Here is a 12809-nt window from a genome sequence, read left to right as displayed (position 1 = left end):
CCTCCGGTTGGGCATCGATGGGTAAGGGTGCCTGAAGAAAAACGGGGTCAGGTTCACTTACAGCCGTTTGAGTTGTGATGGTCGCGCTGTGGTCGATGTGCGGGTCTGACGCCGGCGAAGTCGCTTGGTCTTGGCCTCGACCATTGCGCGGAAGTCATCTCGGCACAAGGCCCGCTGTTGTTGCAGGTAGGTTCGGATGGCCTTCAACTCGTCGTCGGACAGGGTTTCGAGCAGCAGTTGTTGGTACGCGGCGGTTCGGGCTTCCGGTGTGACGGCGAGTGCGGTGTATTCCGCGTGCGGCGAGAGGAGGCGTCCTGGCGAAGTCCACAATGGTTGGCGCAGCTCGACCACGGGTAAGTGACGGGATCGTCCGTCATGTGCGCGCGGACGGGATTGAGTTCGATATAGCGGTGGCAGTGCAGTACGTAGCTTTCGCTGTCGACCAAGCTGGCTTTGTAGCGGCCTTCCCACAATGTGCCCGTGCGATGGTGGCGAGCGTTGAACTGACCCACGTAGCCGCGCCCGAGTTTTTGCATGAAGCGAGCAACGACGCCAATTTCCGGTGGCGTGACGAGCAGGTGCACGTGATTTTCCATCAAGACGTAGGCGTGCAGTCTGCAACCTGCGTCGAGCAACGCTTCGCGCAAAAGTGTCGGATAGCGCTGCCGATCGTCATCGTCAAGAAAGCAGGGCAGTCGATTGTTGCCGCGCTGGACAATGTGCTGGGGAATCTCAGGCAGGTCGAGTCGCGGTTGTCTGGCCATCGCGTCAGGATCGGCGGGAGCATGCTGCCCCAGTAGCATCCTTATGCGCTGTGACTCGTGCGAGTTGGTCAATCTCGCTTGTCGGCAAGTGAACCTGACCTGGTCTTGGTCAGAGAATGTCCACAACGCATAGGGGAAACTGCACTTCAACCCTGCTTGAAGTAACCGGAGTATTCGACTGTGACAACCCCACATCAATCCACGCTGGTTTCGAAAACTTTCAGCACGCCTCGTCATACCACTCACTACATCGAGTGCGGGCCGGCCGACGGACCCTGGATGATCTTTCTGCACGGCTGGCCGAGCATCAGCTTTATGTGGCGTGCTCAGATGGAAGCGTTTGCCGCGGACGGTTGGCACTGCGTCGCTCCGGATCTTCGCGGCTTCGGCAGTTCCTCCGCGCCTGCAGCGGACAACGCCTACACCATCCAGGAAGTGGTGGCGGACATGGCGGAACTGCACGACCACCTGGGCGGCAAACCTGCGATCTGGGTTGGTCATGACTGGGGCTGTGTCGTGGTGGGTGAGCTGGTTGCGCACGAGCCAGCGCGAAGTCTTGGTGCTGTACTGGTCTCTCTGGCATATCAACCGGACGGGCACGCTCTTCGCACCATCGTGCCGCTGATCGACCGAACGATTTATCCGAAGGACGAGTATCCGGATGGCCAGTGGGACTATTACCGCTACTACACAAAGCACTTCCAGACGGCGGTCGCCGACCTCGATGCAGACAAGGCGGCATCGCTAGCGTCCATTTTTCGGTCAGGCGATCCTGCCGCTGTCGGCAAGGTTGCACCTCTGGCGGTGGTCACGCGCAACGGAGGGCGTTATGGCGCCGCGCACTGCGCCCCACCGACCGAACCCGACCCGGAGCTATGGCCGCTGGGGGACTTCGACGTGCTGGTGCGGTCGTTCGAGGCTCATGGTTTCCAGCCATCCTGCGCTTGGTATCTGAACGACGCCGCCGATATCGCTTACGCGCGCGAGGCGCCCAATGACGGCCGCCTGTCGCAGCCGGTGCTGTTCGTCAACGGCGATTTTGATCAAGTCTGCACCATTATTGGAAATCGGCAAGGCGACCCGATGCGCGCTGCTTGCGCCGATCTCGTGGTGACCAGCCTTCCCGCCGGGCACTGGCTGCCGCTGGAACGAAAAGCGGAACTTGTCCACGCAATCCGCATCTGGCTTAAGAGTAAAAATCTTTGATGACGGCGGAAAAAGGCGTCAAAAAAGGTGTCGGGGACGAATGGCACTGACTTAAGCGAAAAACCAAAACGGGGCCATCTCAACCTGACCCCGTCCCTCGTGGAAACCATCAGATCATCCATGGGCCCCGGCTCGCGTGAGTCGGGGCCGGGCGTGCGATTTACACCGTTTCCTCTGTCTCACTGAGCGGAAGCTCGCATCGCCATTGGCAGATGAGTGCGGAGACCAGTTCGCTGGTGGATCCGCTCGAGACGCTTTTGTATCCGAGGATGCCTTCGAGTCGGGTGTTCGAGGTTCCGGGCAGGGGACTTGCCGAAAATGGCACGTCGGTCGACGAGCCACCGGACAGGGAATGGCCCTGACTGGTTTTGAACGTCAGGGAGTGAATGAAATCCGATCGGTAAACGGGGTAGAAACTGTAGTCATCCTCATAAACCGACACGGGTACGGGAGATGAGACCGGTACGGCGGGTCCGCGTTCCGTGATCATTCCGCCCACATGCCCTGACACGCTGTTGATGACTTCGCCGTCCCCCAGCGTCAGGGACTTCCCGGAGCCGCCCGGTCCTCCGCAACGTCCTTCGGTAACGTTGCCGAAAGTGAGTTGCAGGGCGTCGACGAAGGATCCGGACCAAAGGTCCGTCCGGGTGAGTTTGCCGTGCCCGGCATCAAAATACGTGGCCCCTTCGTTGTATGCCCCATAAGGGCCCGTGCGATAGGTGATGGTCGGCGCGGGGAGGGGAGTGGGGCGTTTCGCGTCGGGGCGGAAATATTCCCACAATTGCCCGATCGCGTTATGGATGTCCAGCTTCAGCTCCAACTGGTACTGGATGCCGTCCGCATAGAAGTTCAGCGCCTTCTTTTGAAGGTCCTTCTCGGTGACACCGAAACGATAGCCGTTGTAGTCATCCACCACGGCATTTTCGCCCTGCATCGCGTCGGTTCTTATCAGCTCCCTTCTCGCTGAAACGATGCGTGCCTTTGCGGATTCGAGCAGCTTCCGGTAGTCATCGATTGCACTGTTGAGGGTCTTTCTGAGCGTGTCTTTCTGCTTGTCTGCCTTGGCAATCCCGTCCGGGTCGCTGGGCGTGCCGTAGTAGTAGTCATAGTGCGTTAGATTTTCAAGCAGAGTGGCGAGCCTGAGCGTGACAAACGGCACGATGAACGTATATCGGCTGCCTGGATCATCCTCATGGATAAAGTGGGGTTCGAGGTTGTTCACCGTGGTGTACAGATTCTCGAACTGCTGCTTTCTGTACGCGTCATCCGTCGCAGTAATGTATTCCCTGGCCGCGGCATAGAGGGTTTTGAGGTCTTCGTTGAGTTCCACGTAAGTGGACTGCCAGTAAGCCCCGGCAATCGCCTGGTTCAGATAGTTCTGCGCACTTGCCCAGACCTGGTCGCTGTTGTCGACGTCGGGCCACAAGCCCGATACGAGTGCATTGATCACCCCGCCGACGACGGGAATGCTGTCCAAGGCCACGCCGACGGTAGTGCGCAACAAGGCATTGACGGTCTGCGCGCTGACAATGCCGTCAGAGGTTTCGATTGCGGCGGGATTTCCCACGGCTGAGCTGACGAAGCCCGGTGGAAAGGAATCGTAGATCTTGAAGCTGCTGGCTTCACCACGCATCTCTTTATATTTCTGGAGATCAGGGATTTCCGAATTGGGGCCGAACTGCACGACCTTGCCTTCGTATTCGTTCTTCTCGTACAGGACCAGCCAGGTCCGCGATCCGGTCTTGAGGGAATCCGGCTCGTTGCCTTCCTTGTCTCCATCGGATTGCGTGTAGGCATCCATGTCCTCGACGAACAAGACAGGGCCGTTCGCATCGAATCGGAGCGTTGGCCCGGCGAAATCCACTTGATCCCAGAACTGTACCCAGCAGCCGTCTGACATGTCGATCTCCTTCGTGGTGATGAATCGTTGTTTCCCCGCGATGCCCCCAGCGCTTTCTCGGAAAAGGATAAGTGGTGTCGGTGGCGATTTCTGATACGCCTGCCTCCGTTCGCTCGATGGCCTGGAGCGTTCCAGGAACGGAGTCATGTTGGATCACCCCTGATTTCCGGAAGCCGGGACGGAGGAAGTTAAATCGGTTTCGTGTAACCGCTGGCGGTAGGCTTCGGCGCGCGCTTCCGGTGTGGCGGCGAGTGCGGTGTATTCCGGATGAGGCAAGAGAATGGCCTCTTGGCGAAGGCCGCAATGGCTGGCGCAACTCGACCACGGATAGGATGCCGGATCATCCGTCATGCGGGCGCGGACCGGATTGAGGTCGATGTATCGATGGCAGTGCAGCACATGGCTTTCGCTGTCGACCAGGCTGGCCTTGTAGCGACCTTCCCACCATGTCCCGGTGCGTCGGTGACGGGTGTTGAACTGGCCGACGTAGCCGCGTCCGAGTTTTTGCATGAGGCGAGCGAGTGCTCCGACCTCTGGCGGCGTTGCCAGTAGGTGAACGTGGTTGTCCATCAACACGTAAGCGTGCAGTTTGCAGCTGGTGTCGAGCAATGCCTCGGCCAGTGGCGTCAGGTAACGTCGCCGATCGGCATCATCGAGAAAGCAGGGCAGGCGGTTATTGCCGCGCTGGACAACGTGCTGCGGAATGCCGGGCAGGTCGAGCCGTGTTTGTCTGGCCATGGCCTGAGGATCGGTGCGGGCATCTCTACCCCGGTAGCGTCGACAGTCGCCGTGTCTCGCCGGTGTCAGCCTCACCCGCGTGTCGGGAAGTGAACCCGCCTCCTTCTTGCGGACCCCGTTTGTACGCCACGGTTCGGGCACTCGGCAGACCGCCGCGGCGCCCACATTGTCCCTGGCGCCATTTCGTTTCATCGCTGTATTTGCCACTTGATCCGTCATCCCTTCCGCTTTGTCGCATCCCGGTTGACCAGGTCCACCCAAGCATTGAGCCTCGTGCGCAGCGAGGTTAGTCCAGGCATGACGCCCATCGCGGGTCGACGCAGGCTGGGCCGTGATTTCGCCCACTTCCTTTGTCTTCCGCTCAAGGTGCCGCGATGCGTCAATACTTTCTATTGCTTGCCTGCCTCCTCGTATCTTCGCTATCCCACGCCGAGGTCGCGTCCGTCGAGGTCACGAGCCGGCAGCCCTGGGTGGGCGGCCAGTCCTTCGGTCAGGTTGGCGCATATGAGGTCCTGCGTGGCACCGTCCACTACGCGATCGATCCGCGCAGCACTTCGGCGCGCGATGTTGTCGACATTCGTTTTGCGCCGCTCGACGCGCGCGGCCTGGTCGAGTATTCCGGTCCGTTCGTGATCATTCGTCCTGTCGATGCCGCTCGTGGAAATCACACGACGTTGATCGAGGTGGCGAACCGTGGGCGGACGGAGATGGATGGGGTTTTCTTCGAAACCGAAGACGGGCTGGACTTGATGTCGCCCGACAGGGTGAAGAAGCTGACGGATCCCACCTTCTTCAAACTTGGCTATACGCTGGCGTGGGTGGGTTGGCAGGCTCGACAGGAACCCGATCAGTTCGGCCTCCAGGTTCCCGTTGCGCATGTACACAGCGCTGCACGCGCCAGCTTCGCGGGCGATGACATGACGCCTGACCGCAAGACCTTCGATTTGGCATACAACGGGTTTTATTGCGCGCACGATGCAAAACAACACAAGGCGGTGCTTCGTTTGCTGGCCGATTTCCACGATCCAGGCATCGTGGTGCCGCGCAAGTCGTGGCATTTTGCGGCAGCGTCGGTCGAAAAGAAGAACGATGCACGTTGCGCCATCGTATTGGACGAACCTGCTGCAGCGAATACGTATTTCAGCCTCGTCTACGAGGGTGAGGATGCATCGGTGATGGGCTTGGGCGAGGCGGCTTTTCGTGATTTCGCCATGCATCTGAAGACCCGGAAAATTGCTTCCGGGATCAGCGATCGCCCCGGCGATGCTGCCGCGGTCTTCGCGTTCGGTTATTCGCAGGGCGGACGCTTCCTGCGCGACTTCGTTTACCGTGGTTTCAATACAGGCCCGGAAGGCCAGCGCGTGTTCGACGGCATGCTCGTCACTACCGCCGGAGCAGGCCGCGGCTCTTTCAATCACCGTTACGCGCTGCCTGGCGAGGCGGGCAACTCGGTGATGAGCGATGTGCGCGCAGTGGACTTGTATCCATTCGCCGATGTTCCGACGCCGGACATCGATGGCAAAGGCGAGGCCGGGCTGCTGGACCGTGCGGTGCAGGACAACACCGTACCCAAGATCATGTACATCATCAGCAGCTCCGGATACTGGGGGCGCATCGCGTCGCTGCTGCAGACGACTACCGATGGCAAGCAGCAGGTCGCGCTGGGAGCGGACAGCCGGCTTTATTACTTTGCTGGCGTGCCGCACGCGTTGAAGTTTCCGGGCCAGTTCACCGAAGCCGGCAAGGAAGCGGCCTATCCCTACAATGCCAATGTCGATCTGGCCGACGGCATGAATGCCCAGCTCGAGAACCTTCGCAAGTGGGCGATCGACAATATCGCGCCGCCGCCGACGATGGCACCGGTGCTGGGCTCCACGCTTGTCGCCGCGACCGATTTGAAATTTCCGGCGATTCCGGGGATCCGCGTGCCGACCGACCCGCCGCCGTTGTGGCAGATTGGCATGGGTCGCGCCTATGCGCGCGAAGGCATCATCACCGAGCCGGTGCATGTCGGCGCAAGATATCCGCTGCTGGTGCCTGCGGTCGATGCCGACGGCAACGAACTGGGCGGCTGGCGTGGCGCCATGTCCTCAGTGCCGCTCGGCACCTACACTGCCTGGAACTGGAAGTCGCCGAAACTCGCACGTTTTGGTTTCATTTCCGGCCTCAATGGTGCATTTATCCCATTTGCTCGCACGCGTGACGAACGCTTGGCCGCACACGACCCCAGACTGTCGATTGAAGAACGTTACGGCAACCGGGAAGGCTTCATGAAAGCCGCCGCTGCGTCCATCGATAACGCGATTGCGAAGCGATTCCTGCTGCCGATCCAGCGCGAAGACATACTCGCGAAAATGGGAAGGAACTGGGACGATACGATGAAGTTCGACTGGTATCTCGGCCAGCGGAGAGCGACCGCAAAATAACCGGTTCCCGTCCCAATCGAATAAAGGGGACGAGGTCCATCTCCGCCCCTTTGCTTCCACAACCCAACTCGTGAGGACACGCATCTTGATGGAACCAAACAATCGACGAAGCTTGGCCAAGTCACTGCGGCTGTATTTTGTACTTGCGTTTGGCTTTGCGTGGACTTTTTGGCTGGCTTCTGCGTTGGCGAGCCGCGGAATAATCACCGCGCCGAGCGCCGTGCAGACATTGCTGGTGTTGCTCGGTTCGTTCGCACCATTTATTGCAGCCTTCATAGCGTTGTACCGAGACGGCCGTTGGTCGGCCATGCGCAGCTTTGCAGGACGCTCCCTGCGCTATCGCATAAAACTGCCGTACTTGGCCTGCGCCTTTTTCTTGATGCCGTTACTCGGTTACGTGGCGGCGCTCATACATGGCGATCTTGGCGGCCCTCCTGCCGTTCTGTCGATGTCTATCGGTCAAGTACCGGTTCTCTTCCTGGTGCTCTTTCTGGTCGGCGGCTCGGTCAACGAGGAGTTCGGTTGGGCCTATGCCATCGATCGGTTGCAGGAAAGATATCCGCTGTTTCCCGCAACGGTCGTCTTGGGCATCATTTGGGGACTCTGGCACTTACCGCTCTTTTTTATTGTGGGTGGGTCACAGTCGTTCATGCCGTTTTGGGCATTTCTCATGTTCACGATCGGCGCGCGCCTGCTTTTTGTGTGGGCCTATGAAAACAACGGAAAAAGCATCCTGGTTACATTGGTTTTCCACACGACTACCAATCTGACGCTCAGTCTCTTTGTACTGCTGGACCGCTCGCCCCGTCACGATGAACGAGGCTTTATTGCCTTCGGAGTCCTTGGTTTGCTGGCCGGCGCCATTGCCGCAACGACACGACGTTTCCGCATGGCCAGATGTCCAGTGCCGACTGATTCCTTGTCTTCCTGACGGACAGATCAGGCTGTTGTCCTCGCCATGGTCCTGCCGCTTGCAGTGGTGTCCTGTGCCCGAGAGCTCGTTGCGGCAGGTACTCGTTGTAAAGCTTGCCGTAAAAGCACCAATGGGAGGAATGGTGTCAGGGGCGAATGGCACTTACTTAAGGCAACGCTGACCCTGTTTCTACTTGAGCGGCGGCGTCCATGCTCGACGCGCCTGCTCTTTCGCGTTCTCGGTGATGTTGTCGCCGTGCGATAGCACGATTCTGTCGAAATCCCAGTCCAGAATTTTTTCCAGCGAAGACCGTGCCGCGACCTTGTCGCTCCAACCAAGCCGATACTCGGGCGCCGGTTTGGGCATGTTCCACATGCCAAACAACTTGAACCAGGCCTTTACCTGCCAGCCAACGTCGGCGGTCTTGTCTGTGAAGTTTTCCATGGCATCCACGAGCAGCAGGGTCTTGCTTGGCTTGTGCAGCATGGCGACTTCCCACATGAACCGGCAGCCTCGAATGAGCACCTGATCCATCGTGCCGACCCAATCCGTCGGGGGGCGATCTCCCAGTATCCAGTCGAAACGCAGGCCTGGAACCTTTCGTTCAACACCAGGACAAAGATATGTCTGGGCCGCAGGAAAACGGGATTGCGCTTTCGCCACGTACATGTAGTGAAAGGATCCCGGGGCAACGATGCAACTGACCAGGCCCAGCCTTGAAATCGCGTGCGCAATCGCGTCATCCATCTCACAAGGCGAGTGCAACATCAAAGCGTCGTTTGCCAACCGGACAATGCTCATCCGCGCATAGAACCTGCATCCAGCGTATTTGACGGGATAATCAAGCAACCAGATCTGATCTGGAATGAATTCAGTCAACTGCATGGGCGTCGTCAACCATTACGCAGACATGACCGCGGGTTTCAAGGACTGAAAACCAAAAAGTGCCAGGGACATTTTCCCTTGCCCGGAGCTACGCCGGCTGTCGACTGCAGAAGCTGCTCAAGGCCAGGAGCCGAGAGAAAATGTACTCGGAAATTGTGTCGGGGAAAACTCCGGTGACGTGGTGCTCGCCCATCGGTCGCACGTCCGCAAAGCGGCCCGTCTTGGCTTCGACCCACGATCGGATGCGATCGAAATCCGAGAATCCGGGGCGGGGCAGCCATGCGGGCGGTTGCGAAACACGCTGGGCTCACCGTCAGCTGGGGCCCTTTGACCGCCCGTGGCACCGGGCGCTAGCGGCTGCGTGCCTGCGCCACCAGGTGCACGGCCAGTCCGGCGAGCACCGTGCCCATGAACCATCGCTGCAGAAGAAGCCAGCGCGGCCGGCTGGCGAGGAAGCCCGCCATCGACCCTGCCAGCAGGATCGCCGTGCCGTTGACTAACATGCTGATGCATATCTGGATCGCGCATAGCACTAGCGATTGCGTCAGCACGTGGCCTGCGGCCAGATCAATGAACTGTGGCAGCAGCGACAGGTACAACAAGGTGGCCTTCGGGTTGAGCAGGTTGGTCATGAAGCCCATCACGACCAGCTTGCGCGGCGAATCCTGCGGCAGTTCGCGAACCGCAAAAGGCGAACGACCTCCCGGCTTCAGCGCCTGCCAAGCCAGGTAGGCCAGGTACAGCGCGCCACCGAAGCGCAACGCGTCGTAAGCGATCGGCACGGCGAACAGAAGTGCGGTCACGCCCAACGCCGAACACAGCGCATACACGATGAAGCCGAGCGCGGTGCCCGACAACGAGGTGAGCCCGGCGGACGCGCCCTGACTGATCGAGCGCGAGACCAGGTAGATCATGTTCGGACCGGGCGTGACCGCCAGTCCCAGACAAAGCAAAGCGAACGCCAGGGTGGCGTGGGCCGTTGGCATCGGTGTGGCTCGATGGAAGGGGCTGATAGTTTCGCAGATTTATTCGAGCCGGCAGCGGGCTGTTCCTGTTCTCGTTCGGTCTCAGGAACGGAGGGCAGGTTCACTTGCAACCGTTTGAGTTGCCGCACGGCGATGATGAGCTGGCTTGGCTGTGTTGCGGCAAGATCCTCGGATGGCTTGAGGTGGGGCAGCAAGCAAAGGGAAAAGGTGTCAGGGATAATTTCTGACAACGGATTGGCTGCTGGGACAAGGGTAAGGCGCGGCTCGCGCTGATCGCCGCGGGAGGGCGAGGCGTGATCGTGTCGGACATGGCCCGACTTGCTCGCTTCATGAAGCTAAGGTTTGCCAAGGAGCTCGACCAGCCGCGACTCGCATGGGGAGAGATCGTGCCCCCGGCGCTGCGAGATCATGAAAGTTAGCGGACCCATGTGCCAGGCGCGGCGCTCAAGTTCGACGAGCTGGCCGCTCGCCAGATCCTCGCCGACGAGGTGCCGTGGCAAGTGTCCCCAGCCGAGACCGGCCTTGAGCAGATCGCGCTTGGCGCCGAGATCGTTGACCAGCCACTGGCGCTTGCCGGCAACGCCCTGTTGGATCTTTTCTGCTCCAGGCTGGTTGTCGGTAACGATGATCTGGATGTGTCGGCCAAACTCGTCGACAGGGATGGGTTTGGGTGTCGAAGCGAGCGGATAGGATGGGGCACATACCGTCACCATCTCCGCTTCGCGCAGCCAGTGGCGTTCGATGGCTTGCGGGTTCACCTCCGGCACGTTCTCGATCGTGACGGCCAGGGCGCACACCTTTTCGAGCACCAGCTTCTCGCCGCCCTGCATGGTGGTGATTCGCAGGTTGATCGCTGCGGTCGAAAACTCTTCCTGCAGCGTTCGCAAACAGTCGATCAGGTGGCTGCGCGGAAAGTAGGCATCGACCGCCACTGAAACCTGCGGCACCCCGGCCTTGGCGATCGAGCCGGCGCGATTCTTCATTTCCTCCGTACGTGAGATTACCGCCCGTGCGTCCGGCAAAAGGCTGCGTCCCGCCGCGGTGAGCTGCGCCTTGCGTGTGTTGCGCTCAAACAACTCGACATCGAACGCACTTTCCAACGCCTTGATCGCGTGGCTGATGGCCGACTGCGCGCGGCTGAGCTTCTGCGACGCGCCCGAGAAGCTCCCCTGATCGCATACCGCAACGAACGCACGCAGCTGGTTGATGGTGACGTTGTCGAGCATGGGCTATCCAGAAAATAGATCTTATTAAGCGATATTTCGTCAATTGTTTTGATGAGTCAAGAGACGCAGATCAGTTGAGCAACCGGTCCGAACGGGCCAGTCCACTCCATCTCCGTACTGAAAAGGACAATGTCATGAGCTACGCCATCATCGGTTTCGGTTCCATAGGCCAAGCCCTCGCCCGCGCTTTCGCCCGCAACAACATCGAAGTCGCGGTCGCCAGTCGGCGGCCGCCTGAAGCACTGTTGCCACAGGCGCAGGCGATCGGGCCCACGGTCATCCCCAAGACGCTGGCCGAAGCACTCAAAGCGGACGTGATCATCCTCGCGGTTCTGTTCCAGGGACACCGGGAGGTCGCCAAAGCTCTCCCGAGTTGGCAGGGCAAGACGATCATCGACGCGATGAATTCGAATGACCCCGTCGAAGATCTCGACGGCCTTCCGTCCACAGCCTTTGCCGCCAAGGCGTTCCCCGGCGCCAGGTTCGTGAAGGGCTTCAATCACCTGCTTGCGGGCACCCTGGCCACCGACCCGAACGTCCAGGGCGGCCACCGGGTCGTGTTCCTGTCGAGCGACGATGGAGCTGCCGCAGCGCAGGTGGCGGATCTTGCCAGGCGACTCGGCTTCGCCCCCGTCAATCTTGGGAAACTCGACGAGGGTGGCACGTTGGTGCAGGCACGCGGCCGCGTCTGGGGCCCGCTGATTTTCCAGGACCTGTTCAAGCAGGAGCCGTGAGCGATGTATGGCCATCACGGCAAGATCGTGATCAGCCTGCAGCCTGAATTACTGCTCTGGAAAAAGTACCCCGCACACACACATCAAGGATCCATGACATGACCAAACTAAATGGAAAGACTGCCGTGATCACCGGCGGCGCTACCGGTATCGGCCGCGCGGCGGCAAAGCGTTTCATCGAGGAAGGCGCCTTCGTCTTCATCTTCGGCCGCCGGCAGGAAGCGCTCGACGCCGCTGTGGCCGACCTCGGCCCCAATGCCCGCGCGGTGAACGGCTCAGTCTCCGATCTGGCCGACCTCGACCGGCTTTACGCGGCGGTGAAGGCGGAGCGCGGAACCCTCGACATCGTCTTGGCCAATGCCGGGACGGGAAGCCTGCTTCCGCTCGGCGAGATCACCGCCGAGCACATTGACGAAACCTTCGACACCAATGTGAAGGGTACGATCTTCACGGTCCAGAAGGCGCTGCCGCTGATGGGCCAGGGCGGTTCGATCATCCTGACCGGATCGAGCGCCGGCACCACGGGCGCACCGGCATTCGGCGTCTACAGCGCGAGCAAGGCGGCAGTGCGCAACCTCGCGCGGACCTTTGCGGAGGACCTGAAGGGCACCGGCATCCGGGTAAATGTGTTGTCGCCCGGGCCGACGGCGACCGAACTGGCGAAGGCCGCGCTGGGCGAGGAAGGCTTGAAGGTCTTCGCCTCGATGAATCCGCTCCAGCGCATGGCCGATCCGGCGGAGATCGGAGCGGCGGCTGCCTTCCTCGCCTCCTCGGACAGCAGCTTCATGACCGCCAGCGAGCTCGCCGTCGACGGCGGCCTGGCGCAAATCTGAGGCGCCACGCCCGGTCGGGCACTCCACTCGATATTCGGAGCCCGTAGGGCGTGGTAAACCAAAGGAGATATATGAGCTACGCAATCATCGGCTTGGGCAAGATGACGTTTGGCCTTGGCGTCTTTGGTGATTGCTTGGCGCTGCGTGACGGCCGAAACGAGATCGAAACGGGGTCAGGTTTACTGACAACTGTTTGAA

At 60.2% G+C, this 12809-nt stretch carries 12 protein-coding genes; 6 read left to right on the top strand and 6 right to left on the bottom strand.

Translation table 11 applies throughout. The features are described 5' to 3' along the window. Positions 1-203 precede the first annotated feature (203 nt). Positions 204-764, bottom strand: coding sequence for a transposase (locus ACPPVV_RS12130; RefSeq protein ID WP_426700147.1), 561 nt, complete (start codon positions 762-764; stop codon positions 204-206). Positions 765-1043: 279 nt separating this feature from the next. On the opposite strand from ACPPVV_RS12130, the gene ACPPVV_RS12125 reads away from it, so the two are divergent. Continuing rightward, on the top strand, positions 1044-1970 hold the full coding sequence (locus ACPPVV_RS12125; protein WP_426700146.1) for an alpha/beta fold hydrolase: 927 nt from the start codon (positions 1044-1046) through the stop codon (positions 1968-1970). Between the two features lie 160 nt (positions 1971-2130). Here ACPPVV_RS12125 and ACPPVV_RS12120 read toward each other — a convergent pair whose 3' ends face one another. Both ACPPVV_RS12120 and ACPPVV_RS12115 read right to left on the bottom strand, forming a co-directional pair. After that, entirely contained in the window at positions 2131-4017 is a 1887-nt protein-coding gene (locus ACPPVV_RS12120; protein WP_426700145.1) for a jacalin-like lectin, read from the bottom strand. A gap of 6 nt (positions 4018-4023) precedes the next feature. After that, the gene (locus tag ACPPVV_RS12115; RefSeq protein ID WP_426700144.1) at positions 4024-4827 is read right to left on the bottom strand and encodes a transposase; all 804 of its coding nucleotides are present in this window, start codon (positions 4825-4827) and stop codon (positions 4024-4026) included. 155 nt (positions 4828-4982) lie between these two features. Here ACPPVV_RS12115 and ACPPVV_RS12110 point away from each other — a divergent pair, with 155 nt between their 5' ends. Both ACPPVV_RS12110 and ACPPVV_RS12105 read left to right on the top strand, forming a co-directional pair. Continuing rightward, positions 4983-7034, top strand: coding sequence for an alpha/beta hydrolase domain-containing protein (locus ACPPVV_RS12110; protein ID WP_426700143.1), 2052 nt, complete (start codon positions 4983-4985; stop codon positions 7032-7034). A gap of 112 nt (positions 7035-7146) precedes the next feature. Continuing rightward, positions 7147-7965 carry a CPBP family intramembrane glutamic endopeptidase gene (locus ACPPVV_RS12105; RefSeq protein ID WP_426700142.1) on the top strand — a complete coding sequence of 273 codons (819 nt, stop codon included), beginning with the start codon at positions 7147-7149 and terminating at the stop codon, positions 7963-7965. 171 nt (positions 7966-8136) lie between these two features. On the opposite strand, the gene ACPPVV_RS12100 is transcribed toward ACPPVV_RS12105, so the two are convergent. The 3 genes from ACPPVV_RS12100 to ACPPVV_RS12090 all read right to left on the bottom strand — a co-directional run bounded on the left by ACPPVV_RS12100 (position 8137) and on the right by ACPPVV_RS12090 (position 11044). Beyond that, the gene (locus ACPPVV_RS12100) at positions 8137-8832 is read right to left on the bottom strand and encodes a DUF4336 domain-containing protein (protein WP_426700141.1); all 696 of its coding nucleotides are present in this window, start codon (positions 8830-8832) and stop codon (positions 8137-8139) included. A 350-nt stretch (positions 8833-9182) separates the two neighbouring features. After that, on the bottom strand, positions 9183-9818 hold the full coding sequence (locus tag ACPPVV_RS12095) for a LysE family translocator (protein ID WP_426700140.1): 636 nt from the start codon (positions 9816-9818) through the stop codon (positions 9183-9185). A 335-nt stretch (positions 9819-10153) separates the two neighbouring features. After that, on the bottom strand, positions 10154-11044 hold the full coding sequence (locus ACPPVV_RS12090; protein ID WP_426700139.1) for a LysR family transcriptional regulator: 891 nt from the start codon (positions 11042-11044) through the stop codon (positions 10154-10156). A gap of 134 nt (positions 11045-11178) precedes the next feature. On the opposite strand from ACPPVV_RS12090, the gene ACPPVV_RS12085 reads away from it, so the two are divergent. The 3 genes from ACPPVV_RS12085 (at position 11179) to ACPPVV_RS12075 (ending at position 12808) form a co-directional block, all read left to right on the top strand. Continuing rightward, positions 11179-11778, top strand: coding sequence for an NADPH-dependent F420 reductase (locus ACPPVV_RS12085; RefSeq protein WP_426700138.1), 600 nt, complete (start codon positions 11179-11181; stop codon positions 11776-11778). A gap of 98 nt (positions 11779-11876) precedes the next feature. Next, positions 11877-12611 carry an SDR family NAD(P)-dependent oxidoreductase gene (locus ACPPVV_RS12080; protein ID WP_426700137.1) on the top strand — a complete coding sequence of 245 codons (735 nt, stop codon included), beginning with the start codon at positions 11877-11879 and terminating at the stop codon, positions 12609-12611. 71 nt (positions 12612-12682) lie between these two features. Next, positions 12683-12808 carry a hypothetical protein gene (locus tag ACPPVV_RS12075; RefSeq protein ID WP_426700136.1) on the top strand — a complete coding sequence of 42 codons (126 nt, stop codon included), beginning with the start codon at positions 12683-12685 and terminating at the stop codon, positions 12806-12808. Position 12809: the final 1 nt, after the last annotated feature.

It is taken from the genome of Rhodanobacter sp. Col0626, assembly GCF_049994385.1.
Classification (GTDB): domain Bacteria; phylum Pseudomonadota; class Gammaproteobacteria; order Xanthomonadales; family Rhodanobacteraceae; genus Rhodanobacter.
The sequence above is the reverse complement of the archived record's forward strand: the minus strand, read 5'-3'. Positions and strand labels throughout refer to the sequence as shown.